21 protein-coding genes and 1 riboswitch are annotated in these 26,122 nt (G+C 67.1%); of the genes, 12 read left to right on the top strand and 9 right to left on the bottom strand.

The window, feature by feature from the left end; translation table 11 throughout:
* Positions 1-26 precede the first annotated feature (26 nt).
* The 5 genes from RTX79_RS11215 (at position 27) to RTX79_RS11195 (ending at position 4,047) form a co-directional block, all read left to right on the top strand.
* The gene (locus tag RTX79_RS11215) at positions 27-455 is read left to right on the top strand and encodes a hypothetical protein (protein WP_312683762.1); all 429 of its coding nucleotides are present in this window, start codon (positions 27-29) and stop codon (positions 453-455) included.
* Positions 456-570: 115 nt separating this feature from the next.
* Entirely contained in the window at positions 571-1,008 is a 438-nt protein-coding gene (locus tag RTX79_RS11210; RefSeq protein WP_057509246.1) for a rhodanese-like domain-containing protein, read from the top strand.
* A 108-nt stretch (positions 1,009-1,116) separates the two neighbouring features.
* The gene (secB, locus tag RTX79_RS11205) at positions 1,117-1,635 is read left to right on the top strand and encodes a protein-export chaperone SecB (RefSeq protein ID WP_057509228.1); all 519 of its coding nucleotides are present in this window, start codon (positions 1,117-1,119) and stop codon (positions 1,633-1,635) included.
* A 20-nt stretch (positions 1,636-1,655) separates the two neighbouring features.
* Positions 1,656-2,681, top strand: a complete 1,026-nt coding sequence (locus RTX79_RS11200) for an NAD(P)H-dependent glycerol-3-phosphate dehydrogenase (RefSeq protein WP_309689125.1) — start codon at positions 1,656-1,658, stop codon at positions 2,679-2,681.
* Between the two features lie 190 nt (positions 2,682-2,871).
* On the top strand, positions 2,872-4,047 hold the full coding sequence (locus RTX79_RS11195; RefSeq protein WP_312683761.1) for a Fic family protein: 1,176 nt from the start codon (positions 2,872-2,874) through the stop codon (positions 4,045-4,047).
* Between the two features lie 139 nt (positions 4,048-4,186).
* On the opposite strand, the gene RTX79_RS11190 is transcribed toward RTX79_RS11195, so the two are convergent.
* Together RTX79_RS11190 and RTX79_RS11185 are read right to left on the bottom strand one after the other, a co-directional pair.
* Entirely contained in the window at positions 4,187-4,762 is a 576-nt protein-coding gene (locus RTX79_RS11190) for an Ax21 family protein (protein ID WP_312683760.1), read from the bottom strand.
* A gap of 165 nt (positions 4,763-4,927) precedes the next feature.
* The gene (locus RTX79_RS11185; protein ID WP_312683759.1) at positions 4,928-5,755 is read right to left on the bottom strand and encodes an SDR family oxidoreductase; all 828 of its coding nucleotides are present in this window, start codon (positions 5,753-5,755) and stop codon (positions 4,928-4,930) included.
* A gap of 98 nt (positions 5,756-5,853) precedes the next feature.
* Between RTX79_RS11185 and RTX79_RS11180 the strand changes: the two genes are divergently transcribed.
* Positions 5,854-6,741, top strand: a complete 888-nt coding sequence (locus RTX79_RS11180; RefSeq protein ID WP_312683790.1) for a LysR family transcriptional regulator — start codon at positions 5,854-5,856, stop codon at positions 6,739-6,741.
* Positions 6,742-6,794: 53 nt separating this feature from the next.
* Positions 6,795-8,150 carry a putative bifunctional diguanylate cyclase/phosphodiesterase gene (locus RTX79_RS11175; RefSeq protein WP_312683758.1) on the top strand — a complete coding sequence of 452 codons (1,356 nt, stop codon included), beginning with the start codon at positions 6,795-6,797 and terminating at the stop codon, positions 8,148-8,150.
* Between the two features lie 93 nt (positions 8,151-8,243).
* Here RTX79_RS11175 and pnuC read toward each other — a convergent pair whose 3' ends face one another.
* The 4 genes from pnuC to RTX79_RS11155 all read right to left on the bottom strand — a co-directional run bounded on the left by pnuC (position 8,244) and on the right by RTX79_RS11155 (position 12,781).
* Positions 8,244-8,819, bottom strand: coding sequence for a nicotinamide riboside transporter PnuC (pnuC, locus tag RTX79_RS11170; RefSeq protein ID WP_185000417.1), 576 nt, complete (start codon positions 8,817-8,819; stop codon positions 8,244-8,246).
* A complete protein-coding gene (locus tag RTX79_RS11165) occupies positions 8,816-10,987 on the bottom strand; it encodes a TonB-dependent siderophore receptor (protein WP_312683757.1) in 2,172 nt (723 codons plus the stop codon). Before RTX79_RS11165 ends, pnuC begins: the two co-directional genes overlap by 4 nt.
* 67 nt (positions 10,988-11,054) lie before the next feature.
* A riboswitch (TPP riboswitch) is annotated at positions 11,055-11,150 on the bottom strand.
* 41 nt (positions 11,151-11,191) lie between these two features.
* Positions 11,192-12,328, bottom strand: a complete 1,137-nt coding sequence (locus tag RTX79_RS11160) for a phosphotransferase enzyme family protein (protein ID WP_312683756.1) — start codon at positions 12,326-12,328, stop codon at positions 11,192-11,194.
* 144 nt (positions 12,329-12,472) lie between these two features.
* Positions 12,473-12,781 carry a hypothetical protein gene (locus tag RTX79_RS11155; RefSeq protein WP_312683755.1) on the bottom strand — a complete coding sequence of 103 codons (309 nt, stop codon included), beginning with the start codon at positions 12,779-12,781 and terminating at the stop codon, positions 12,473-12,475.
* A gap of 280 nt (positions 12,782-13,061) precedes the next feature.
* Between RTX79_RS11155 and RTX79_RS11150 the strand changes: the two genes are divergently transcribed.
* Positions 13,062-15,428 (top strand): TonB-dependent receptor, encoded by a 2,367-nt coding sequence (locus RTX79_RS11150; RefSeq protein ID WP_312683753.1) that lies wholly within the window; start codon positions 13,062-13,064, stop codon positions 15,426-15,428.
* Positions 15,425-17,569 (top strand): phosphocholine-specific phospholipase C, encoded by a 2,145-nt coding sequence (locus tag RTX79_RS11145; protein ID WP_312683752.1) that lies wholly within the window; start codon positions 15,425-15,427, stop codon positions 17,567-17,569. The genes RTX79_RS11150 and RTX79_RS11145 overlap by 4 nt, the downstream gene beginning before the upstream one ends.
* 12 nt (positions 17,570-17,581) lie before the next feature.
* On the opposite strand, the gene RTX79_RS11140 is transcribed toward RTX79_RS11145, so the two are convergent.
* The gene (locus RTX79_RS11140) at positions 17,582-18,220 is read right to left on the bottom strand and encodes a response regulator transcription factor (protein ID WP_042614729.1); all 639 of its coding nucleotides are present in this window, start codon (positions 18,218-18,220) and stop codon (positions 17,582-17,584) included.
* A gap of 117 nt (positions 18,221-18,337) precedes the next feature.
* On the opposite strand from RTX79_RS11140, the gene RTX79_RS11135 reads away from it, so the two are divergent.
* Complete coding sequence (locus RTX79_RS11135) at positions 18,338-21,535, top strand: ATP-binding protein (protein WP_312683751.1); 3,198 nt, start codon at positions 18,338-18,340, stop codon at positions 21,533-21,535.
* Here RTX79_RS11135 and RTX79_RS11130 read toward each other — a convergent pair.
* Both RTX79_RS11130 and RTX79_RS11125 read right to left on the bottom strand, forming a co-directional pair.
* Entirely contained in the window at positions 21,532-21,915 is a 384-nt protein-coding gene (locus RTX79_RS11130; RefSeq protein WP_312683750.1) for a c-type cytochrome, read from the bottom strand. The genes RTX79_RS11135 and RTX79_RS11130 overlap by 4 nt on opposite strands.
* Positions 21,916-21,922: 7 nt before the next feature.
* Complete coding sequence (locus RTX79_RS11125; protein ID WP_312683749.1) at positions 21,923-23,599, bottom strand: electron transfer flavoprotein-ubiquinone oxidoreductase; 1,677 nt, start codon at positions 23,597-23,599, stop codon at positions 21,923-21,925.
* A 540-nt stretch (positions 23,600-24,139) separates the two neighbouring features.
* Here RTX79_RS11125 and RTX79_RS11120 point away from each other — a divergent pair.
* Together RTX79_RS11120 and RTX79_RS11115 are read left to right on the top strand one after the other, a co-directional pair.
* Entirely contained in the window at positions 24,140-24,736 is a 597-nt protein-coding gene (locus tag RTX79_RS11120) for a polymorphic toxin type 15 domain-containing protein (RefSeq protein WP_312683748.1), read from the top strand.
* Positions 24,726-25,889, top strand: coding sequence for an acyl-CoA dehydrogenase family protein (locus RTX79_RS11115; RefSeq protein ID WP_312683746.1), 1,164 nt, complete (start codon positions 24,726-24,728; stop codon positions 25,887-25,889). Before RTX79_RS11120 ends, RTX79_RS11115 begins: the two co-directional genes overlap by 11 nt.
* Positions 25,890-26,122 lie beyond the last annotated feature (233 nt).

The raw sequence follows: 26,122 nt of genomic DNA, 5'->3' as shown, positions 1-26,122 counted from the left end.
GGAGCAGACCGTTGAAGCACCTGCACATGCGCCGCCTGATCCAGTTGTTGATGCTGTCCAGCCTGCTGGGCGCCTCGTTCATGACGCTGGCCGCCGATTTCAGCCGCAAACAGCGCACGCTGCTGGAAGAAACCCAGAACGCCTACGGGTCGACCATCCGCTGGGGCAGCATGGAAGACGCCGTCAGCTATCTCGACCCCGAACGGCGCAGGACCAACCCACCCACCGAATTCGAGCTCAACCGCTACTCGCAGCTGCGGGTTTCGGCCTACCGCGAGCGCAGCACGGCTTCGTTGCCGGATGGCACGGTGGAGCGCCGGGTGGAAATCGGCGTGATCAACATCAATACCCAGGCCGAGCGCCTGGTCACGGTCGTGGAGCGCTGGCGATGGGATCCGGAGGGCAAGCGCTGGTGGCAGTTCAACGGCCTGCCGGACCTGTGGCAGGGGCACTGACCGCTGCCCTGGCCCTTCCCGGCCCCCCGCCTGTCGCCGGCCGCAATCGCGGCCGGAATCCCGCGCCCATCGCCTTGTGCGACAATCGGCGCCCGCTTATCGACCCGTGACCTGCGTGAATTACGAAGAGTTGGTGGCCTTTGCCGGCCGAAACCCCATGCTGTCGGCCGCCCTGGTGGGCCTGACCGCCGCGATCATCGTCACTGAAATCCGCCGCCTGTTCCGTGGCTACAAATCGCTCAAGCCTGCCGAACTGGTGCAGCTGATGAACGCCGGCGACGCCGTGGTGGTGGACCTGTCCGCCAGCAGCGACTTCGAAAAGGGCCACATCGCCGGCAGCAAGAACGTGCAGGCCAGCCAGTTCGGTCCGGAGCACAAGCTGGTCGCCGCGGCCAAGCAGCGCCCGGTGGTGCTGGTATGCCGTGCCGGCACCGCATCCGAAGCCGCTGCCAAGACGCTGAAGAAGGCCGGTTTCGAGCAGGTGTCCGTGCTCGACGGTGGCCTGCCGGCGTGGCAGCAGGCGGAACTGCCGCTGGTCAAGGGTCGTCATTGACCTGATAGCGCAGGCAGGGGTTGTGCACCGCATGGCCCGCCCCCATCGCTGTTGATGCAACATATCGATCAAACATAACGTTCAACGAATAATCTGGAGCAACAGGAAATGTCCGAAGAAAACACCAACGGCGCCGTCGCGCCGGTCGACGCCGCCAACGGCCCCGCGTTCACCGTCGAAAAGATCTACGTCAAGGACGTTTCCTTCGAATCGCCGAATGCTCCGAGCATCTTCAACGACCAGGTGCAGCCGGAACTGCAGCTCAACCTGAACCAGCAGGTGCAGCGCCTGGGCGAGAACGCCTTTGAAGTCGTGCTGGCCGTCACCCTGACCTGCAAGGCCGAAGACCGCACCGCGTACGTGGCCGAAGTGAAGCAGGCCGGCGTGTTCGGCCTGGTCGGCCTGGACCCGCAGTCGATCGACGTGCTGCTCGGCACCCAGTGCCCGAACATCCTGTTCCCGTACGTGCGTTCGCTGGTCAGCGACCTGATCCAGGCCGGCGGCTTCCCGCCGTTCTTCCTGCAGCCGATCAACTTCGAAGGCCTGTACGCGGAAACCCTGCGCCAGCGCCAGGAGCAGGGTGAAGCGTCTTCGCTCGCCAACTCCGAACCGGTCGGCAACGCCTGATCGGCGTCCCGACCCCGCGCATGAGCGATAACGCTGACAAAGTAGCCGTACTCGGCGCCGGTTCCTGGGGAACCGCGCTGGCCAGCCTGCTCGCCCGGCACGGTCTCCGGACCGTGCTGTGGGGACGCGATGCCGCGATGGTGGAAGCCATCGACCAGCGCCACGAGAACACCCGTTACCTGCCGGGCATCCCGCTGCCGGAATCGCTGCGTGCCACCACCGACATGGCGCAGGCCGTGGAAGGGGCGGCATGGATCCTGGTGGTGACCCCGTCGCACGCGTTCAACGAAACCGTGACCGCGCTGGCGCCGCTGCGCCCGGCCGGTGCCGGCGTGGCGTGGGCGACCAAGGGCTTTGAACCGGGCTCGGGCCGCTTCCTGCATGAAGTGGCGCGCGAGATCCTCGGCGATGACGTGCCGCTGGCGGTGGTCACCGGGCCGTCGTTCGCCAAGGAAGTCACCCAGGGCCTGCCCACCGCGATCACCGTGCACGGCGACGTGCCCGAATTCGCCCAGACCGTGGCCGAAGCCATGCACGGCCCCGCCTTCCGCGCCTATACCGGCGATGACATGCTGGGTGCCGAGCTGGGCGGTGCGATGAAGAACGTGCTGGCCGTGGCCACCGGCGTTGCCGATGGCATGCAGCTGGGCCTGAACGCACGTGCCGGCTTGATCACCCGTGGCCTGAACGAGATGCTGCGGCTGGCCGCGGCGATCGGTGCCAAGCCGGAGACCCTGATGGGCCTGGCCGGGCTGGGCGACCTGGTGCTGACCTGCACCGGCGACCTGTCGCGCAACCGTCGCCTGGGCCTTGCGCTGGGCCGCGGGCAGACGCTGCAGGACGCCGTCCGCGAAATCGGACAGGTGGTGGAATCGGTGCAGACCGCGGACGAAGTGATGCGCCAGGCGCGCCGCTACGGCATCGACCTGCCGATCTCCGACGGCGTGCGCGCCGTGCTGCACGGCGAACAGACCCCATCCGAAGGCCTGCGTACCCTGCTGGCGCGCGAGCAGAAGCCGGAGTATCCGGACACGCTGTTCAAGTGACCCCAGCGACGCTGAACTGACGAACCCCGGCCAACGCCGGGGTTTTTCTTTGTGGGATGTCGATACCGCTAGCGCCGGGCCATGCCGGGCGGCTGTCCACTGAAAGTTGAAGAGTGCGCGTGACTTTTTAACTTTTCGTGGATAAAGTTAAAAAGTTAGCCTGTCTTTTAAACTTTCGAGGTGATCGGGCATGCGACAGAGTGACGTAGCTCCGCACCTGCGCCAGCATCTCGTGCCGGTGGAGGGGAAACCCAACGTGCGCGCCATGGTGGCGCCGCCTACGCCGAGGGCGTTGCCTGCAGGATCCGGTTCGCCTGCACTTGCGCATGCCGCCAGCCAGGCGCTCGGCCGCCTCATCGGCGCGATGGAGGGATGGAACAACCCCGATATCCTGACCCGTACACTGGTCAGGCGCGAGGCCGTCCAGAGTTCACAGATCGAGGGTACAAAAACCGACCTCGACGAACTGCTGACCTATGAAGCCACGTGGAGCGCCGATGGCCTTCCGCCAGACGTGCGCACCACCCAACACTACGTGGAAGCGTTGCAGTACGGGCTGGACGCCGTGCGAAGCGGGGGACGCACGGCGCTGGATTGCACGCTCGTCAAGCAGATCCATGCGATGCTGATGGAGCACGAGAACGTGCCACAGGGCACTTACCGGGACATCCAGGCATGGATCGGCACTGGCCGGATCGAGGACGCAAGCTTTGTCCCCGCGCCGCCCGCCGATATTGATGCGTGCATGCGCGATCTTGAACAGAACATGCTGCGTTACGCCCGCCGTGAAGATGAGCAGGGCGAGCTGACCGTGCTCGCCCAGATGGCGATCGCGCATGCGCAGTTCGAAACCATCCATCCCTTCAACGATGGAAACGGGCGGACCGGACGCATCCTGATGCCGCTCATTCTTGCCGCTGAAGGTCTGCCCCCGCTGTACCTGTCCGGGATGCTGATGCGTAACCGCAGCGGCTATTACTCCGCGCTCAAGCAGGTCCAGTTGCAGGGGAAATGGGGCCCCTGGATCGACATGACCTACCGTGCCGTGCTGGAGGTGGCGGGCGAGTGCGTATCTTTGGCCGACGATCTGCGCGCGATCGGGCGCGCGTGGTCAGAGGCCACGTCGGGTTATCGCAGCCACTCGGTGGTGCGGCGGCTTCCCGAGTTGCTGATCGAGCAACCGGTGGTCACCGCCAACACCGTTGCAGCACTGCTTGACGTCTCGCTGGTAGCGGCGAGCAAGGGCATCAATGAGCTGATGACGATAGGCATTCTGAAAGCGAAGGACCAACGGACGTGGGGCAGATCATTCCATGCGTCCGAAATCATCGATCGCCTGAACAAGGCACCTGCCACTCCTCGCTGAGCACCGCGGAAAAAACCAAAAAAAAAGCCCGACCAAAGGCCGGGCTCGGTAGGCGTGTGGGAGAGAGGTCACACGCCGTTTCGCACTTACCACCACACCATTCTTTCAACTACGTATTACGCACTAACGACAGGCGTTCTTACCAGGTGAAGCGCGGACCGACGAACCACTCGCGGTCGCCGGCCTTGGCCAGCTTCACTTCGCCACTCAGGCCCCAGTTCTGGTTGAACTTGGCGGTGGCGCCGACGCGGCCATAGAACTCGCCGTCCGGATCGATACCGTGCTTCTTGCTGAAATCTTCGTACCCGGCCAGCGCATAGCCTTCGATCATCGGGGTGAACGCAGTGCGCACGCCGACTTCGGTCGAGTAGCCATTGAAGTCCAGGCCGCGCTTCGGATCGAACTTCTGGTACGCGACGCGAGCCACCAGATCGGTGGTCGGCGCGATGCCGTAGTTGTAGCCGACACCCAGGCGCCACTGATCGACGTCAGCGTTGCTGCGCTCGGTTTCCTGCGCGCTGTAATCACCAAAGATGTGGAAATTCGGATGCACCGCGACCGAACCCTTCAGGCCCCAACCGTCGGCATCGCCGCCGCGGGCGTCGGTGTTCACGTAACCGCCTTCCACGTAGTTGTACGACAGGCCATCGGCAGCGGACGCCGCGAAGGGCATGGCAACCACGAGACCCAGGGCCAGCAGGGAAATCTTGTTCATCGGGAAACTCACACCTTTCTTGTTTTGGTTTGATCGAGAGCGAAGTGCAACCGCTTTCGATATGTGAATTATCCGTTTGCCAGAGCAATGAACCCTGAATATTGAACTGACTGGTACATGAACTGAGTTCCTGTTCAGGGAACTCCGGATCTGCTGCAGAGGCGCTCACTCCCCATCAACCGACAACGTCACCGCCTTGTGCGCTTCCAGTTCCTGCAGCCGCGCCTCCAGCCCGGCCTTGATCGACGCATAGGCGGTGCTGCCCAGCGCCAATCGCAGCGGCGGGCTGCCTGAATCGGCCGCGGCGATCATCGCGTCCACGGTTTTTCCGGCATCGCCGCGGATCACGAACGCGCCCGATGCAACCGCGCGGCGCACCTCGCCGGCGGGCGTGTCTTCATAGCAGTCCATCGTCGGCGCATGGTCCAGGCCGGCCGCGAAATTCGTACCGGTGGGGCCGGGCTCGGCGATGATGAAGTCGATGTTGAACGGCGCCACTTCCTGGCTCACCGACTGCACGAACCCTTCAATGCCCCACTTGCTGGCGTGGTACACGCTGAAGTTCGGATAGGCGATCTGTCCACCTTCGGACGACACCTGCACGATGCGCCCGCCGCCCTGGGCGCGCAGGCGCGGCAGCAACGCGCGGATGAAGTGGATGCAGCCGGCCAGGTTGGTCGCCAGTTGGCGCTCGATCTGTTCATCGCTGACTTCTTCGCCGGCACCGAACAGACCGTAACCTGCATTGCTGACCGCCACGTCGATCCGACCCAGCCGCGCGAACGCTTCGTCCACCACGGCCGTGATCTGCCCGGCATCGGTCAGGTCCAGCGTCAGCACCTGCAGGGCCTCGCCATGCCGCGCCTTGAGGTCATCCAATGCGCCCGGGCGACGCAGCGTCGCCGCCACCCGGTCGCCGCGCGCCAGCAGGCGCTCCACCATCAGCCGGCCGAGGCCGGTGGAGGTTCCCGTGATCAACCAGTTGCTTGCCATGTGCGTGCCCTCGTGAGTGATGAGCTCTGATGATGGGTCGCACGCGCTAGGATGATAATCCTCAGCAAATCGCACGAGTCAGTGAAATGGTTTCAGCAATCAAGACGCCCACCCTGGCTGACCTGCGTGCCTTCATGGCCGTGGCCGAACACCGCAGCTTTCGTCGCGCGGCGGACCTGCTGGGCCTGACGCCGTCTGCCCTCAGCCACACCGTGCGCGGGCTGGAAACCAGTCTCGCCACGCGCCTGCTGCACCGGACCACGCGCAGCGTCTCGCTCACCGAGGGCGGCGAGCAGCTGCTGCAGTGCATCGGGCCCTTGCTCGGGCAGTTGAACGAAGCGCTGGAAGACGCCAGCGGCGCAAATGGGCGCGTCACCGGCACCCTGCGCATCAATGGCAATGCCGGTGCGATCAGCCTGCTGTTGCGCACCGTGGTGCCGACCTTCCTGCAGCGCCATCCGGACGTGCAACTGGACCTGGTGGCCGAAGGCATGCTGGTGGACATCGTGGCGCGGGGCTTCGATGCCGGCATCCGGCTGGCCGAGGCGGTGCCGAGGGACATGGTCGCGGTGGCGCTGGAACCTTCTCTGCGCTTCCTTGCAGTAGCGGCACCCACCTATCTGCAACAGCATCCTGCGCTTCAGGTGCCGGACGATCTCATCCATCACCAGTGCATCCGCCAGCGCCTGCCCAGTGGCAAGCGCTATCGCTGGGAGTTCAGCCAGCGGGGGCAGGAAGTGGCGATCGACGCACCGGGCGCGCTCACCCTCGACAACAGTGCGCTGATGGTGGAAGCGGCGGTGGCGGGCCTGGGTATTGCCTACGTGCCGGAAAGCAACGCACGCCGTGCGCTGGACGAAGGAACACTGCTGATCGTGCTGGAAGACTGGAGTCCGCCCGGCGCCGGATCGCAGCTGTATTTCCCCGCCAACCGGCACATGCCGCCAAGCCTTCGTGCATTCATCGAGGTGATACGTGAAGGTTGATTAACACTTGCTGCGCCGCATCAGTACCATGGCGAAAAAAATAGTGGACCTGCATGCTCGAGACAGGAAGTGCGCGTAGTCGTCGGGAGTGGGTGACCCGCAAGTTCCCCGATCACGCGCAATGGCCGCGCGTGAAGCGCCTGCTGCACCTCGGCGGGGTGGTCTGCACGCTGCACGGCGTGGCCTGGGCCACCTACTACGGCACCCATGGCATGACGATGCTGGCCTGGGTGCTGTGTGCGCTGACCCTGGTGGGCGTGGCCTGCTTCGTCATCGCCAACCGGCGTGCCAGGCTGTCGATCGTGCTCATCGCGCACGTCCTGCTGCTGATGACCATCTTCGTCAGCCTGGCCGAAACACCCACCGCGGCGGCAGCACGTTCCACCCACCTGTTCCTGCTGCCGATCGGTGCGGCGACCTTCTTCCTGTTCCGCAGTGAAGGCGTCTACCTGCGCTGGATCCTGCCGACGCTGTGCATGGTCGCACTGGTGTGGCTGGCGATCGATCCGGTCAGCCTCGGTGCGCGCCTGGAGCGGCTGCCGGACGGCGTGCGGAAGATCCGCCACGGCTTGAACACGCTGACCGCGATGGGGCTGACCGGTGGCGTGCTGGCGATCTTCCGCGAAGACCTCGGCGAGCAGATGAACCAGTACTCGGCGCTGGTGCGCGGCATCACCCAGCGCGAACTGCGCGCATTCCTGCAGCCGCAGGTCGCGCTCAACGGCCAGGTCGTGGGGGCCGAGCTGCTGCTGCGCTGGGACCGGCCCGGGCATGGGCTGCAGTCACCGGCCAACTTCATCCCGCTGGCCGAACAGACCGGGCTGATCCATGAAATCGGCCTGATGGTGCTGCGCCGTGCGTGCGTGCAGTTGGCCGACTGGTCCGCGCTGCCCGGCGTCAACACGTGGGTGCTCTCGGTGAACGTGAGCCCGCTGCAGCTGGCCTCGGCGACATTCGTGCAGGACGTGCGGGAGATCGTGCGCAGCACCGGCGCCCCGGCCACCCGGCTGCGCCTGGAGATCACCGAATCGGCGCTGGCCCACGACCACGCGCAGATCGCCTCGACCATGAATGCCCTGCGCGAGGACGGCGTGTCCTGGTCGCTGGATGACTTCGGCACCGGCTTCTCGTCGCTTTCGCTGCTGCAGGTGCTGCCACTGGATGAGCTGAAGATCGACCAGACCTTCGTGCGCGGCATGGGCGAGGACGCAAGCCATCGCGAACTGGTGCGCAAGATCATCGAGATCGCTGCCATCCTCGGGGTGTCCACCGTGGCCGAAGGCGTGGAAACCGAACAGCAGCGCGCGTGGCTGGCCAGCATGGGCTGCCGGGTGTTCCAGGGGTATCTGTTCGGCCGGCCGGTGACCGCTGATGACTTCCATGCCGCGCACGTGGCACCGCGGGTCTGATGGCGTGCGCGTGCGCGGCCCTCACAGCGCCGAGTCACGCTCGGCGGGGGCACCGTGACGCGGCAACCAACGGCCGCCGCGCACGGCTCGGCGCTACCGGTAACCCGGGTGGCGGGCGCTGGCCGACCACGCGCGCACGCCGAGCATCGCCAAGCCGATGAACACCACGTACAGCGCGGCGGTCACGTGCAGTGACTTGAACAGGTAGACGCCGATATAGATCACATCGACGAAGATCCACAGCCACCACGCCGCCACATGGCGACGCGCCTGCCACCACTGCGCGACCAGGCTCAGCGCCGCCAGCAACGCATCCAGCCACGGAATCGCCGCGTCAGTGAGGGTATGCATGCCGGCACCCAGCGCCAGCCCGAAGGCCACGCCGATGCCGAGATCGCGCACCACGTGCCGCGCCGGCAGCGGCACGATGCTGACCCGGCCATCGGCCTGCGCGCTGTGCCGCCAGCTCATCCAGCCGTAGACCAGGAAACCACCGAACACCACCTGCAGCAGCGTGTCCGAATACAGGCGGGCCTCGGCGAACACCAGCGCATACAGCGCCACCGAGGCCAGCCCGATCGGCCAGCCGATCAGCCGCCGCCGCGTCATCAGCCACACGCCGGCGATGCTCAGTGCCGCGGCCGACCACTCCAGCAGTTCGGCGTTCATAGCGCGATGGTGACCGACAGGCGCGCCTGCCGCGGCGCACCGGCGAACAGGTAGTAGTCACCGGCGCTGCTGCCGGTATCACGCCAGTAGAACGTGTCGAACACGTTGTCCACCGACAGCCGCCACGTCACCGGCTGCTGGCGCAGCGTGTGCTGGTAACGCAGGCCGAGGTCGACCACGCTGTAGCTGGGGGCGCGCACGCTGCCATCCACCGTGGCGGTGTTGGACGCGGCATAGCGCCAGCCGCCGGTGACGCCCACGCCGGTGGCGAACGGCAGCGCGTAGTCCAGGTGCACGGTGGCCCGCGTTTTCGGTACGTTGACCAGCTGGTGGCCTTCGTAGGCGGCGGTGGCGGTATCGCGTGCACGCGCCTGCAGCACGCTGGCGCTGGCAGTGACCTGCAGCTGCTCGGTGATGCGCCCGTTGGCGGTCAGTTCCAGCCCGGTGTGGGTCTGCTGGCCTTCCTGCACGAAGGTGAAGCCGGCATCGCTGTCGTCGGCCTTGGCGTACTGGAAGGGCTGGCTGGTGCGGAAGATCGCCGCACCCAGGGTCAACGCATCGGTGGCGCCATACTTGATGCCCACTTCCAGCTGCCGCGACAGCACCGGTGGCAGGAACTCGCCGTCGTTGGACGTCCAGAACGGGGCCTCCTGGCCCAGCGAAATGCCGCGCACGTAGCTGACGTAGGCGTTCACCTGGTCGGTCGCGTTCCAGATCAGCGCGGTCTGCGGCAGGAAGCGAGAGATCCGGCTGTGCCGTTCCGGGTTGCCGCGCTTGTCATAGGCGCGTTCGTCCAGGCGCACCATGCGCCCGCCGGCCAGCCACTGCCAGTCATCGCCGAAGCGCATGCGGTCCAGAACGAACAGGCCATCCTGGCGGCTGTCCAGGCGACGCACGGAGGCGCCGGGCTGCAGCGGCGAGGGCGCGAACACCGGCACCTGCGGATCATGGATGTTGGCCGTGCCGACGTACTCGTTGACGTTCTGGCGCTTGTCCACCGTACGCCGGAAGGTATCTGCGCCGAAGCTCATCTGGTGGGTGACGCGGCCGGTGTCGACGCTGCCACGCAGTTCGGCGCGCAGTTCCTGGTTGACCCGGGTGTCGTCCGGGCTGCGGTAATCGTAGATGTCATAGTCGCCATTGGGCGCGAAATAGTTGCCCGGCACGCTGCCATCGGCGCACTGCGCGGCGTAGTAGCAGCCGTAGGCGAAGGCCACGTTGTCATCGATCACCGAACGGCTGTGGCTGGCCGACACCCGCGACTGCCAGCGTGGACCCAGTTCAAAGGTGTGCAGGGCGGTCAGGTTGGTGCTGGCGATGCCGACCGGCTGCTGCCACGGCTGGTAGCCCAGCATCTTCGAGCGGTCCACCGCGCGCGGCAGCTCGGTCGCGCCCAGCAGCTGGAAGCCCGATGCCGAACGCTGCGCGCTGGTCTGGTAGTTGGCATCCACCTCCAGCTTGCCGCGTTCGCCGATCAGCCAGTCCGCGGCCAGCGAATAGAAGTTGCGACGCCCGTCGGCGTGGTCGATGTAGGACGCGCTGTCTTCCCATGCAGCATTGACGCGCACGCCGAAGCGCGGCGTCAGCCAGTGGCCCACGTCCACAGCGGTATAGCGGGTGCCTTCCGAATCAGTCCCCAGGGTGACGGTGCGCACTTCGGCAGCGCGCTTGCCGACGTAGTTGATGATGCCGCCCGGCGCCATCACCCCGGCCGCCAGCCCGGCCTCGCCCTTCAGGATTTCCACCTGCTGGATGTTCTCCAGCGCGATGCGCTGCTCGCCGGTGGTGGCCAGGCCATTGAAGCGGTAACCGGTGGCGGTATCCAGCCCGAAGCCACGGATGGCGATGTTCTGGTAATAGCCGACCGGCGCGTAGCTGTCGCCCAGCGAGGCATCGTTGGCGGCGACTTCGCTCAGCGTGCGCACCTGGCGGCTGTCCAGCAGGCTACGGTCCAGCACGTTCACCGAGGCCGGGGTGTCCTTCCAGCTGGCCGCACCGAAGCTGCTCGACGGCGTGGTGGCGGCCGGGGCCTGCTGGGCCTGCACGCGCACGGCAGCCAGTTCAGTCGGGGAACGCGGGGAGGATTCGGCGCTGGCCTCGGCAGCGTGCAGCGGCAGCGCGGCACAGAGGGCAACGGTCAACAGCGTAGGGCGCAGGCAGCGGTTCATTCGATTCGTCATCAACAGGAAGAAAGACGAAGCGACGGCGCGCGCGCAGTGGCCCTGCGGGCCCATGCGCTTGCTGCTCAAAGCTCCCTACGCCGGTGCAAACCGGATCAGGTTCCAAGGGACTCTCTCAGCCTGGTCAAACCAGGCACCCCCGCTTCAGGCCCTCATTTCACACCAAAACGGCCGAAGAAGCGAATCAGCCGCTCAGGCGGCGCCGCGCAGCGTGGCCAGCAGGCCTTGCCCGGCGGGGGTGCGGAACCAGTCGGCGTGGCCGAGCAGGAAGGTCCGGTAGGCCACGTCGGCGTTGGCGCGGGAGCCGGTGATGGCGTGGAAATACTCCACTTCGGACAGCGCGAAATCCAGGTGGACCACGGGCAGCAGGTCGGCCAGCAGCCGGACCTGGTCGGCCGACAGCGTCCGCGCATCGCGGTAGCCGACCAGCAGTGCCAACGCGATGTCACCGCGTACCGCCTGTGCGCCGCGGTCCAGTTGCAGCCACGCGACGGCATTGCGTTCGATCGCCGTAGCCAGGTCGTACAGTGCGCTGGTGGGCGAGGCCAGCCCGAAATCGAGTACGGTGCTGACCGTGCTGGCGCCGCTGCCGGTCTGCCACAGCAGGTTGGACACATGCCAGTCGTTGTGGCCCCACAGGCGGGGCTCGGCGGCCAGCCGTGCGGCCAGCCCGCCGTGCCAGGGCAGGATCGCGCGATGCAGGTCGGCCTGCCACGGTTTGTCGGCCAGGTAAGCGGCCAGCCCGGGACGTCCGGGCAACTGCGCGCTGAGCAGCGCGATCGGGTCCTCGGCGCGGATCAGGTCATCGCGCGCGACCAGCAGGTGGGTCGCCCGCTGCGGTGCGTGGAAGCTGTCCGAGGCGGTGTGCAGCAGGGCCAACATGCGCCCGGCCTGCCAGGCCTGTTCCACGCTGGCCGGCGGCGTCCACGAAGGCACGTCGCGGTACAGGTCCTGCCCCGCGCCTTCGGCATGTACCTCGAAGGTCCAGTCACCGTGCGGCACCGCCGTCGCGCCATCCTGGTCGGCGATGACGCGTGCCACGGGCACCCCATGGGCGGCCAGGTGCGCGATGAAGCGATGCTCTTCGGACAGCACCGCAGCGCTGCGCACGCTGTGGTGATGGCGCTTGATGAAGTAGCGCCCCTGCTGGCCTTCCACCAACGCCGCTGCGGAAAACGGCCGCGGGCTGTGCCACAGCAACCGGCAGTCGCCGTGCAGCTGCACGAAACGCTGCTGCAGCCACGCGATCTCGCCGGCGCTGATCGCAGGCCAGTCGGCTGGGACCTCGTCGTTGTCGAGGCCTTGGACGTGGTGGGCAGGAGTGGTCATGGGCAGGCTTCAGCAGGGACGCCATGGTACTCCGCCGATCAAGGCACAGCGCAGCCGCTGCGCATCCTGTAACCAGCTGCCGTCATCAATCCGCACACCCCCGTATCGACCGCTTGGCACTTCAGCGGGGCTGGGGCCGTTCGGTCAACAGCCGCCTACTTTGAGTCGACCATTGCAATTGACCAGATTGCGAACCTGGTTGTAATCCAGATCGTACTTGTTCTCCACTCGACCACCGGTCGGTCTGGCGCACGAGGCCTCGACGCGGCAGGTCAGGCCGGGCCGTCCGAAAACAGCTGCGTCGCAGCTGCGCGACGCAGAAGAACGGCTCCACTCCGCGTTGCAGTCCTCAGTCGATGCCAAGGGAGCCAGCAGGGGGAGCTTGGCGGTTGCGGCAAAGGGGCAAAGCACGACGGCGAAGAGCAAAGAAGAAATTACGTTCACGCGGACCATGATGGACCTCTGAAGAAGGTAGTGAGTAAGGCAAGCAGGTTGGGAACGTCTGCGTGCGGGACTGACTATAGGATTCGCGTGGGAATGTCTTTCGCTATTCCGATCACGAATTGCGTCCAATCAACGACATCGCGTCGGCGCATATTTCTTCCCTATGGCAAGCCGTCGGCGTGCTCATCTACAGCCGAGCACCTGCGGGAATGAAACATCCTCGGAATGTCATGCCCGCGTCATTCCCTCTGCCAATACTCCGGCGGACCCCACCCCATGAACTGACCCGATGCCTGTTCCCGGACTTCGCCGTTTGCCCCGCGCCTCCCTGCTCAGCGTGATGCTGTTGCCCGCCCTGCAGGCATACGCCAACGACGTGGCCCCCGCCGACGATGCGCGCACGCTCGACCAGGTGCAGGTGATCGGCCAGGCCACCAGCTATTCCAAGACCTCGGTCAGCAAGGAAACCCTCAACCGGCAGACCATCCTGAGCAGTGTCAACAACGCGCTCAACGAGTTGCCCGGCGTGGTGGTCAGCGAGGCTGATGCCACCGGTTCATCGGTGTGGGGCACGCAGATCAGCATGCGCGGCTTCGTCACCAACCGCGATACGCAGCAGATCGGCACCACCATCGACGGCCTGCCCAATGGTGGGTCCGGCTACGGCGGCGGCTCGCTGGCCAACCGCTACATCGACACCCTGGACCTGGAAACGGTGGAAGTCAGCCAGGGTACGGCGGACATCTCATCGCGCTCCAACGAAGCGCTGGGCGGCACGCTGAACTTCCTCACCAGCGATCCGCTGCAGGAACAGCGCGTGCGCTTCGTCGTTGGCGGCGGTGACAACGACGCGCGCAAGTATTACGCCCGCTTCGATACCGGCCTGCTGGCCGGACACACCCGCGCCTGGATCAGCGCTTCCTCGGCCGAGGTACGCGACTGGATCGACGGCAGCGGTCGCACCAGCAACGACCACCTAGCCGCCAGGTTCGTCACCGAACTGGATCGCTGGACGCTGAGCGGTTACGCCTCCTACAACGATGCCAACGAACCGGAATACACCAGCGTTTCGCCGGCCAGTTTCGCTACCAACCCGGACCGCGATGGCCTGGTCGGCAACCTGACCGGCATCCCGAACCTGGACCAGAACTTCCGCTCCGGCTCGCGTGCGCTGCGCGAGAACACCTTCGGCTACCTGCGTGCTGCGTTCGACGGCGGCACGGGTTTCAAGGCCAGCGTGGCCGGCTACGCGCACAGGATGGAAGGCCGTGGCGACTGGCTGCCGCCCTACCTGGTGCAGGCACGCGAAGACGGTGCGGGCAATCCGGAATCCGAGTATCGCGGCGGCGACACCGTGTACGGGGGCTCCGCTTTGGGCCAGTTCTATTTCGTCAACCCCGATGGCAGCGCCGCGCAGGTGATCCCCGGCTGCACGCCGCGTGCCGGCTTCACTGCCGAGTACGACCCCAACTGCTATGCCGCAGGGGTGCAGGGCGTCCAGTCCTATCGCCACTCGCACTACGACAACGACCGCGCCGGCTTCACCGCGGACGTGGAATGGAAGCAGGATTTCGGCCGTATCGACAACACCGTGCGCGGTGGCGTCTGGGTGGAAAACGTGGACCGCCGCGTGCGCCGCGATTGGCACCGCCTGCTCAACGTCGGCACGGATATCTCCTTCGACAACGTGCCGTACTGGGTGCAGTTCGAAGACCGCTACAAGGTGGACGAGCAGATGTACTACGTCGAAGACGTGGCCCGCTTCGGCCCGTTCAGTGCACGCGTAGGCGTCAAGCAGTTCTTCGTCGACCAGAAACGCCAGCGCACGATCGGGGCGGCGGAGAACGTGCGTTCGGATTCGAAGTCCGACCCGCTGCTGTCCGCCGGTGCCACCTGGACGCTGCCGGTGCAGGGCCTGGAAGCCTTCGCCGGTTACTCGCAGAACTTCGCCGCCATTCCATCCGGCGTGCTCGGCGAAACCGATGCGCAGCGCTTCGCGCGGGTGGAACCGGAAACCGCGGACAACATCGAACTGGGCGTGCGCGTCAGCCGCTGGCCGCTGACCGGCTCGATCACCCTGTACAACATCAAGTTCGACAACCGCATCGTCTACCTGCCCGCGCGCCTGGCCGATGGCATCGACTACCTGGACGAGACCGATGGCGTCTACGAAAACTTCGGTGGCGTGGAAAGCACCGGCGTGGAAGCCGCGCTGGGCTACGGCTGGGACAACGGGTGGCGCATCAACGGGGCCTACACCTACAACCGCTCCGAATACCTGGGCAGTGGCAACGCCGCGCGCGATGCCGAACTGGGCATCGTCGACGGAGCTGATGTGATCGGGCAGCCGCGCCACATCCTGGTGATGTCGGCCGACTGGCAGGGCGAACGCTGGAACTTCGGCGTGTCCGGCCGCTACCTGGGTGAGCGCTACCTGGACGCGTCCAACGCCAACAGGCTGCCGTCGGCCACGGTATTCAACGCCAATATCGGCTTCGACCTGCAGGACCTGTCGCCGAAGCTGAAGGGCGTGGGCGCCAGCTTCGTGGTCAGCAACCTCACCGACCGCCGCTACCTGTCCGGGGTGGATGGCAGCGATACTGCGTTCATCGGTGCACCGCGCACCGTGGGCTTCTCGGTACGGGTAGATCTGTGAGCGAACAGCAGCACACACCGCACGATAGCGGCCGCCGCCGCCTGCTGCAGGGCGGCGTGGCGGCCGGCATCGCCGCGCTGATGCCGAGCATCGCGCGCGCGGCGGCGATCGCCCCGGACGCGCGCACGCGCAGCCTGCAGGACCTGCAGCACATCGTCGTGTTGATGCAGGAAAACCGCTCGTTCGACCATTACTTCGGCACCCTGCCCGGCGTTCGCGGTTTCGGTGACCGTTTCGTGCCGCCGGCCCCGCCGCTGCAGCCTGGCCACCCGACCCGCACGCTGTGGCTGCAGCCCAACGCCGCCGGCACCCACGGCATCGCCCCGTTCGCGCTGGATACCGCTGCGCACTTCGGCCACATGCGCGTGGAAGGTACCCCGCACACCTGGCCTGATGCGCAGAAGGCGTGGGACCACGGGCGCATGGCGCACTGGCCGGCGGCCAAGCAGGACCATGCGATGGGCTATTACCAGCGCGCCGACCTGCCGTTCCAGTTCGCGCTGGCCGAAGCGTTCACCGTCTGCGATGCCTACCACTGCGCGATGCAGGCCGGCACCAACCCGAACCGGCTGTTCCTGTGGACCGGCCACAATGATCCGCAGGCGCAGGCCGGCGGCCCCGCGGTCGCCAACTCGCACGACAACTTCCCGGAGCTGGGCGGCCACGCCGCGTCCTACACCTGGACCACGTATGTCGAACGGCTGCAGCAGGCGGGCGTGGACTGGCGCATCTACCAGGACATGTCCGACAACTTCACCGACAACCCGCTGGCGGGGTTCGAGGCGTTCCGACAGGCCTGGCGGAACGCGCCCGGGCATGACGCCGAACTGCGCGAACGCGCGGTCAGCACGCGCGGACTGGAGCAGCTGCGCCAGGACGTACTGGACGGGCGCCTGCCACAGGTCAGCTTCCTGATTGCCGATGCCGCCGGCAGCGAGCACCCGGGCCCGTCCAGTCCGGCACAGGGCGCGGCCTACACCGCGCAGGTACTGGACGCACTGACCGCCGCTCCAACGGTGTGGAGCCGCACCGCGCTGCTGCTGATGTTCGATGAGAACGATGGATTCTTCGACCACATGCCGCCGCCGGCGCCGCCTTCGGCCGACCCCGCGCTGGCCGCTGGATGGGCCGGTGCTTCGGTGGTGGATACCGCAGGCGAGTACCACCGGCATCCATCGCCGGGCAATGAAAAGCAGGACGAAGCCGCGCTGCGTGGCCGACCCTATGGGTTGGGGCCGCGCGTGCCGATGTACGTCATTTCTCCGTGGAGCCGCGGTGGCTGGGTGGATTCGCAGGTCTACGACCACACTTCGGTGATCCGCCTGATCGAGCGGCGCTTCGGCGTGGCTGCGCCGGATATCTCAGCGTGGCGGCGCGCGGTGTGTGGCGACCTGACCGACGCCTTCGACTTCTCCCAGACCGACAACCGCCCGTTCGCGCACGCATTGCCGGCCACGGCCGCAACCGCCGCGCGCGCCGCTGCCCTGCCGGCGCGGACCGTGCCGGTGCCCCCGCAGGCCCTGCAGCCGGCGCGACAGGAGCCCGGGATACGTCCCGCGCGTGCGCTGCCCTACCGCCCCGGCGTGGCTATCCAGACCGATGCGGAGGCTGCAGAGGTCCGGCTGACGCTGGCCTGCGAGGGCGCCGCCGCCGTGCTGCACGTTTACGACCTGCTGCGGTTGGAGGCGCTGCCGCGTCGCTACACCCTTGGACCGGGCAAGGACCTGCAGGGCATCTGGCCACTGGATGCGGAACAGCTTTATGACCTGTGGGTACTCGGCCCGAACGGCTTCCATCGGCGCTTCCGCGGCAGCGCCCGGGCGGCGATGCCGGTCGAAACAGAGATCGAGCGTGTCGCAGACAGCATGGTCCTGCAGCTGCGCAACCCCGGTCCGGCGCCGGTCACGGTAGCGGTGCGCGGAAACGCGTACCCGGGCCTGATGCCGGAGCGGACGCTGTCGTTGGCCGCTGGCGAAGCCGCACGCATCCGCTGGCCGGCGGCCGCGACCGGCGCCTGGTACGACCTGGACGTGCAGCAGCCAGGCACTAGCCAGCGACTGGCCGGGCGCGTGGAAGACGGCCGGCCCGGCAGCAGTGATCCGGCAATGGCGCATGCGCCGCTGCGGTTCGACCTGGGATGAACCGCAGCGGGACTACAGCTGGCCGTTGCGCAGGTAGTCGAACAACTGCGCATCGCTGTTCAACCCCAGCTTGAGCATCGCATCGCCCTTCTGGCGGCTGATGGTGCTGGCACTGCGATGCAGCAGCGTGGCGATCTCCTTGACCGTCATGCCCTTGCCGAGCAGGCGCAGCACCTCCACTTCGCGCGGTGACAGCGGGCGGCCTTCGCCTTCCACCATCGCGCTGCTGCCGGCTGCTTCCACGCGTTCCTTCAACGACAGGCTGACGTAGGGCAGGCCACGGTGGACCGTGCGGATGGCGACGGGCAGTTCGTCCATCGACGATCCCTTGTCCACCAGTCCGAGCACGCCGGCGTCGCGCACCATGCGCAGGATCGCCAGGTTGCTGGACACGCTGAGCATCAGCACCGGCAACAGCGGATAGCGTCGACGGATCATGCTGATCATCGCAAAGCCATCCGGCACGGTGCTGTCCGGCATCGAATAGTCGGTGACCAGCACATCGCACGGATGGGTGGACAGGTAGGCCAGCAGGTCCTGCGCGGTGGCGGCCTCGGCCACGACTTCGCCGACGCCGCTGCCGTGGATGACCGACCGGGCGCCGATGCGAACCACCGGGTGGTCGTCAGCGATGATGATGCGAAGCGTCATGCTCTAGTATGGCCCCGGGTGACATGGGTTGGGTGGGAAGCAGGCATCGACGATATCCCTATTCTAAGGAGAGCGAACCTGGTGCGCACGATCCTGGCTCACTGCCGAGGATGCGGCATGGGCGTGCTGCTGTCGCTGTTGCCTGCGACGGCATGGGCCACGCCCCCTGCGCCGCGTGCCGACGCAGCGTCGGATTCCCGGCCCCACGCGGTGCTGTCGGTGGGGGTCTACGACAGTGGCTGGCCGCCGTTCGAGTTCGTCGAAGGGGATCGGGTGCGCGGGCTGGGCCCGGACACGCTGGCCGATCTTGCGACACGGATGGGCGTGACGCTGGACTATCGTCGTTATCCCGACTGGCCGCAGGTGCTGGAAGCCGCCTGCCGCGGTGACATCGACGTGGTGATGAACGTGTCGCCCAGTGCCGCGCCGAGCCGCTGCCTGGCCTACAGCACGTCGTATGCGACCGCGCCGCTGGCCGTGGTGGGGCGCAGCGATGACCTGCGCGCGTCCAATGATCCGGACCTGGCGGGCCTGCGCGTGGTGAGCGAGCAGGACTTCCTGACCCAGGCGCAGATCCGCACCCGTTTTCCCGCCGCGCGGCAGCTGGCTGCGCCGCACACGCTGGATGCGCTGCGGATGGTGGCGCAGCAGCAGGCCGATGTGTTCATCGGCAACGCCTACGTGGCGAACCAGCTGATCCACGACAACGCCCTGGAAGGCATCGCGCTGCTGCGGCCGATCGACATGGACCTGGACGCGCTGCACTTCGGCGTGTCCCCGTCCAGGCCGGCGCTGCTGGAGGCGCTGGACCAGGCGATGGCGCGGCAGCCGGCATCGGTGCGTGCGGGTATTGCCGCGCGCTGGCTGCGCGTGCCGGTATGGTCTGCGCCGGCGCGGCAGGCATTGGACCAGGTGGAGCGCCGCGCGCTGTCCACGCCGCTGCGTACCGGCTTCGCCCCCAATGCCGCACCGCTGTCCTTCGCCGATGGCGAGGGACGGCCTGCGGGGCTGGCCAGCGAGTACCTGCAGCGGCTGCGCCAGGCCGGCGCCACGCTCACCCCCGAACCCAGCCACGACTGGTTCGACCTGCGCGAGAAAATGCGTCGCGGCAGTATCGATGCGGTGATGGGGGTGCCGAATGATTCCCGTTACCTGGGCGAAGGCTGGGTGTTCAGCCAGCCCTTCATCAGCGTGCCCAATGTCATCGTGACCGGACCCGGCAGCGGCACCGTCCTGGACATGGACGACCTGTCCGGCAAGCGCGTGCTGCTGTCTGATCCGGAGCGGCTGCGGCTGCCGGTGCTGCAGCGTGCGCCGGAGGCACGCATCCTTGCGGCACGCAGCGCCGAGCAGGCCCTGCAGCGATTGCTCGACGGCGAAGCACAGGCCTACATCGGCAACCTGGCGATCGTCGACCGTCTGCTGCGCGAGCGCTTCCCCGGTCAGTTGCAGGTGGCCGCACCGGCCGGCTTCGACGATGACCTGTCGTTGGCGGTGAAGCGCGAACACGCCGGCCTGGCGACGCGGTTCGATCGCCTGCTGCAGGAAATGGGCCCGCGCGAACGCGAGGCGCTGCGCAATGACTGGCTGGCGGTGGCCTACCAGGGCGGCAGCGACTGGCGTGCGCTGGCGCGCTGGGGCATTCCGCTCGCCCTGGTGCTGCTGACCGCGTTGCTGGTGCACCTGCTGGGTTACTGGCGGCTGCAGCGCGAAGTGACCAGCCGTCGACGACTGGAACAGCGCCTGGCCGACGTTACCCGCAACCTGCCGGCGGTCGTCTACCAGATGCGTCGGACTGCCGACGGCGGTCTCGATTTTCCCTACGTGGCCGGTGACATGCAGCCCCTGTTCGGCATCGACCCGCAGCAGGCGATGGTCTCGGCACAGGCGCTGCTGGAGACCATCGACGTGCGCGACGTGGCGGACGTGCAGGCGTCCATCGAGCGCGCCGCGCGCGACTTCCTGCCATTCGAACTTGAGTTCCGCACCACCGGCATGCCGGGATCGCCGCGCTGGGTGCGCAGCCAGGCCCAGCCGTATGCAGCCGATGCCGGTACGGTCACCTGGAGCGGCTACTGGGTGGACATCAGCGAGGCGCGCGCGCAGGCCGATGCACTGGAAGCGGCGATGGCCGCGGCCGAGCAGGCGGCCGAGGCGAAGGCCCGCTTCCTGGCGACCATGAGCCATGAAATCCGCACCCCCATGAGCGGCGTGTTGGGCATGCTGGAGATGCTCGCGCATACGGCCCTGCAGCCCGCCCAGCGCACCCAGGTGGAGGAAGCGGAGTCCGCCGCCCAGGCGCTGCGGCAGATGCTGGACGACATTCTGGACTACGCCAAGATGGATGCCGGTGCGCTGCGCCTGGATCCGTTGCCGATGCCGCTGCGGCCGCTGCTGGAATCGCTGCAGCAGCGTCATGCACCGCAGGCGGCGGCCAAGGGCCTGGGCCTGCGGCTGGAGGTGGACGTGCGGCTGGCGGCCACCCACGAAGTGGATGGGCTGCGCTTGCGCCAGGTGCTGGAAAACCTGCTGGACAACGCCGTCGCTTTCACCCGGGAAGGCGAGGTGGTGCTGCGCGCGGAGGTGCTGGAAGGCAGTTCGCCGAGCCTGCAGGAACTGCGCCTGCAGGTCATCGACACCGGCATCGGCATGCAGCCGCAGCAACTGCAGGCCCTGTTCCAGCCCTTCGCCGACGTTGATGCCGCCGCCCCGCACCACCCCGGTGGCATCGGCCTGGGACTGACGCTGTGCCAGCGCCTGGTGCAGCTGATGGGCGGGCGGCTGCTGGTGCACAGCGTGGCCGGCAAGGGAACCGAGGTCGATGTGCTGCTGCCGTTGCCGGTGGCCAGCGACGACGACGTGGTGGCCGCGGTGCCGGGTCCGGGCAGCGTGCCGCCGCTGCCGGCGCACCTGCGCACGGCACGGGTGCTGGTGGTGGAAGACCACCCGACCGCGCAGGCGATGATGGCCTGGCGGCTGCAGCAGCTGGGCGTATCGCACGCCGTGGCGGCCGATGGCCGGGAAGGACTGGAGCTGCTGGCGGCCTCCGCGTTCGACATGGTGATCAGCGATTGCCGCATGCCGGTGATGGATGGCTATGCGTTCACCCGCCTGCTGCGTGAGCGTGAACAGCGGCAGGGCGCTGCGCGCCTGCCGGTGGTGGCACTGACTGCCAGCCTGCTGGAGCAGGACCTGCGGCGTTGCCGTGAAGCGGGCATGGATGAGGTGCTGACCAAGCCGTTGTCGCTGGCACAGCTGCGGCAGTGCCTGCTGCGCTGGCTGCCTGCTTCGCCGGTGGGCGCTTCCGGCGCCTAGCGCGCGTTCTGCTGCAGGTATTCGATGACCAGCCGGCGCCGTTCCGGATCCGGAAACGCGTTGTACATGCGCGTGCCCGGAACACTGGCAGCGGGTGAGCGCAGGAAGGCGTCCAGGGTCTGTTCGCTCCACACGATGTCCGCTGCGCGCATGCCATCGGAGTAGGCATAGCCGGCCAGGCTGCCTGCGCGCCGTCCGAACACGCCGTGCAGGTTCGGGCCGTAGCGGTTGATGCCGCCGGCGTGCACGGTGTGGCAGCCGGCGCAGATGGCGAAGGCGCGCTCGCGTTCGAACGCGGCGGCCTGCGCCGGATCCTGCGGCGCAGCGGCACGACAGGCGCCCAGCAGCGCGACGCTGGCCAACAGCAGCAGGCTCCGCATCGTCGGATCACATACCGGCGTAGTTCGGGCCGCCGCCACCCTGCGGGGTCACCCAGACGATGTTCTGGGTCGGATCCTTGATGTCGCAGGTCTTGCAGTGCACGCAGTTCTGCGCGTTGATCTGCAGGCGCTTGTCGCCCTCGCCGCCGACGAATTCGTATACCCCGGCCGGGCAGTAGCGCGCTTCCGGCCCGGCGTATTCGGCCAGGTTGACCTGCACCGGGATGCTGGCGTCCTTCAGCGTCAGGTGGCTGGGCTGGTCTTCGGCATGGTGGGTGCTGCTCAGGAACACCGAGCTGAGCTTGTCGAAGGTCAGCACGCCATCCGGCTTGGGATAGTCGATCTTCGTGTGCTGTGCCGCCGGCTCCAGGCAGGCGTGGTCCGGTGTGCTGTGGTGCAGCGTCCACGGCGCGTTGCGGATGCCCAGCTTGGGCAGCAGCCACTGTTCGATGCCGGTCATCAGCGTGGCCACCGCCTGGCCCTTCTTGAACCATTGCTTGAAGTTCTTCGACTGCTGCAGCTCGGCATGCAGCCAGCTGGATTCGAAGGCCTGCGGATAGGCACCGAGCTCATCGTGCTGGCGGCCGGCCGCGATTGCATCGAAGGCAGCGTCGGCGGCCAGCATGCCGGTCTTCAGCGCCGCGTGGCTGCCCTTGATGCGGCTGGCATTGAGGTAGCCGGCTTCGCAGCCGACCAGCGCACCGCCGGGGAACACGGTTTTCGGCAGCGACAGCAGGCCACCGGCGGTGATCGCACGTGCGCCGTAGCCGATGCGCTTGCCGCCTTCCAGGTGCGTGCGGATGGCGGGATGGGTCTTGAAGCGCTGGAACTCTTCGAACGGGCTCAGCCACGGGTTCCGGTAATCCAGCCCGACCACGTAGCCGATGGAGACCTTGCCTCCTTCGGCGTGGTACAGGAATGCACCACCGTAGGTGCTGCCGTCCAACGGCCAGCCTGCCGCATGCACCACCAGGCCCGGTTCGTGCTTTGCCGGATCGATCTGCCACAGCTCCTTGATGCCGATGCCGTAAGCCTGCGGATCGCGGCCTTCGTCCAGCTTGAAGCGGGCGATCAGCTGGCGGCCGAGGTGACCGCGCGCGCCTTCGGCGAAGACGGTGTACTTGGCCAGCAGTTCCATGCCGCGCTCGTAATTCGGGCCATGCCGACCGTCTTTTTCGATGCCCATGTCGCCGGTGGCTACGCCGATGACTTCACCGTTTCCGCCGTACAGCACTTCGGCGGCGGCGAAGCCGGGGAAGATCGCCACCTCCAGCGCTTCGGCCTGCTGGGCCAGCCAGCGGCCCACTTCGCCGAGGCTGACGATGTAGTTGCCTTCGTTGTGGAAGCATTCCGGCAACAGCGGCTTGGGCGTGGTGCGCGCGCCGGTTTCACTGAGGAACAGGAACTCGTCGCGGGTGACTTTCTGCTTCAACGGTGCGCCGCGCTCGGCCCAGTCGGGGAACAGTTCGGCCAGCGCACGGGGGTCCATCACCGCGCCGGACAGCAGGTGCGCGCCCGGTTCGGAGCCCTTTTCCAGCACGCACACCGACAGCTCGCTGCCGGCTTCGATGGCGCGCTGGCGCAGGCGGATGGCCGTGGCCAGGCCGGCGGGGCCGGCGCCGACGACAACGACATCGAATTCCATCACTTCGCGTGGGGGCAGTTCGGTGGCTTCTGCGCTCATGGATGACCTGACTCTTGGGTAGACCGCCGTGCTGCGGGGCGGTGGTTGCCTGGAATAACGCACGTGCTGCCACGGCGAAACGGGTGTTTTAATCCATCAGGTTAACGGCTGGCCGACGGATCGGCCAGTTGCCCGTCGCGATGTGGGCTGCACCGGCCGCAGGACGCTTCATGCGGGTGCTGGATGCTGCAGCGCAACAGGTGCGCTGCGTCGCACGCGAACCGTTGACGCGGTTTGATATAGCGCGCGTCGACATTGACGGTCGCCTTCATCGTTTGTCTTGAACGATGCGCGTTATGAGCAGGCCATCGCCCATCGAAACAACCACTTTTTCCTACGCTGTGGCGGACCGTGGGACGAGAGGAATGCGCGATGTCATGCTGGCAGGTCCGCGACGCATCAGGGTTCTACGCGGTGACTGGCCGCATGGATCCTCTGGCGGCGCGAGACGACCTGCTACGGCGTGGCCCTGCCACCCCGGCGCACTGTGCCCTGGCGTGGGTCCTTGCGCGCGTGGCCGATTGCCTCGCCGGTGCCGGCATGAGCTGCCTGCGGTTGGTTTTCTCGCCGCAGAAACTCGATCACGGCAAGTTCACCGAGCTGGATCGTCAGCTGGCCGGGCAGCAGGCAGGCCTCAACGCGCTGACGGTGGAGGAATACCTCGGCGCGCGCGCGCGCTTCGACCCCCGCGCCCGTGATCCAGGCATCGCACGTCGCGCGCGACGTTCATGGCGGGACAAGCTGGCCGCAGTGCATGGCGAGGCGCTTGCCGGGCAGGGCATCGCCCCCGCCGAGGCCGGCGAGCGTGCCGCGCGGCTGGCTGATCAGCAGATGCGCAGCTTGCATGCGCTGCACAATCCGGACCGGGTGGTGCGCGGGCACGATCTGATCGGCGACTTCGGCGACGGCCAGGTCAACTGCACCATCGGCCGGCAATGGACGCTGGCACGCCGGGGGGAGGTCTCGCGTGTACAGCAGCTGGATGCGGCCGCTTCGCGGGTGCCGAAGTGGCTGCGCGCGAGCACGCGGATGAACGGGCAGCTGGTACGCGAAGCGCCTGCCGTCCTCGACGCCGCGCCCCGCCCCCACCACAATGACCACGATTCCGCCCCACGTGATGCACCTGATGCGACTTGATCCCTGCGATCTGTTCGATGTCCGTTCCCTGCTCAGCGACGAAGAGCGCGCGGTGCAGGACAGCGTGGCGCGCTTGGTCGACCAGCGCGTGCTGCCGATCATCGGCGACTGCTTCGACCAGGCGCGTTTCCCCGCTGAACTGGTGCCGGAGATCGCGGCGCTGGGGCTGCTCGGGGCGACGCTGCCGCCGGCGTACGGCGGCGGTGGGATGGACGCGGTGGCCTACGGGCTGATCTGCCAGGAACTGGAGCGCGGCGATTCAGGCCTGCGCAGTTTCGTGTCCGTGCAGAGTTCGCTGTGCATGCATCCGATCTTCGCCTACGGCAGCGAAGCGCAGCGGCTGCGGTGGCTGCCGGCGATGGCCCGCGGTGAACGGATCGGCTGCTTCGGCCTGACCGAAGCGCACGGCGGATCGGATCCTTCCAGCATGAAGACGCGTGCGGTGCGCGAGGGTGACCAGTGGCGCCTGGACGGCAGCAAGATGTGGATCACCAATGCGCCCATCGCCGATCTGGCCATCGTCTGGGCGCAGACCGAAGACGGCGTGCAGGGCTTCATACTGGAACGCGGCATGGAAGGCTTCAGCGTGCAGGAGATCGGCCGCAAGATGAGCCTGCGTGCGTCGTCCACGGGTGCCTTGTTCTTCGACCAGGTGCAGGTGCCGGAGGCCAACCGGTTGGCGGGCGTGGTGGGCATGAAGGGCCCGCTGGGCTGCCTGAACCAGGCGCGGTACGGCATCAGCTGGGGTCCGATCGGCGCGGCCATCGCCTGCCTGCGCGAGGTGCTGGCGTATGCCGGCCAACGCGAACTGTTCGGCCGGCCGCTGGCGGCGACCCAGAGTGCGCAGATCAAGCTGGCCGACATGGCCCGTCGGATCACCGGTGCGCAGCTGTTGGCCCTGCAGCTGGGGCGGCTGAAGGAAGCAGGCAGGCTGCAGCCGCAGCAGGTAAGCCTGGCCAAGTGGAACAACTGCCGGATGGCGATCGACATCGCGCGCGAATGCCGTGACCTGCTGGGTGCGGCGGGGATCACCACCGAGCACGCCGCGATCCGGCATGCGCTCAACCTGGAATCGGTGATCACCTACGAAGGCACCGAGACGGTGCACCAGCTGGTGATAGGCCGCGAACTGACCGGCTTCAACGCGTTCTGAGATTTTTCCGCGCTTGCGCGCGGCTTCCAGGCAACGGCAACGTCTACTTCAAAAGCGGCAGGGTTCTTGCGTTGGTGGGGCGGGTCCATGGCGGCCATGGAGCCTTCGGTAGCGCCGACCCATGGTCGGCGAATGTTGGGGGAGGAGGGTCTGATGGTTTCCGCCGACCATGGGTCGGCGCTACCGCTTTTCCTTTTTTTTCATTACGCGGGCGGCGGCCACCGGAACCTGTC

The sequence above is a fragment of the Stenotrophomonas chelatiphaga genome, from assembly GCF_032054965.1.
In the GTDB taxonomy this organism is placed as follows: Bacteria; Pseudomonadota; Gammaproteobacteria; order Xanthomonadales; family Xanthomonadaceae; genus Stenotrophomonas; species Stenotrophomonas chelatiphaga.
The sequence above is the reverse complement of the archived record's forward strand: the minus strand, read 5'-3'. Positions and strand labels throughout refer to the sequence as shown.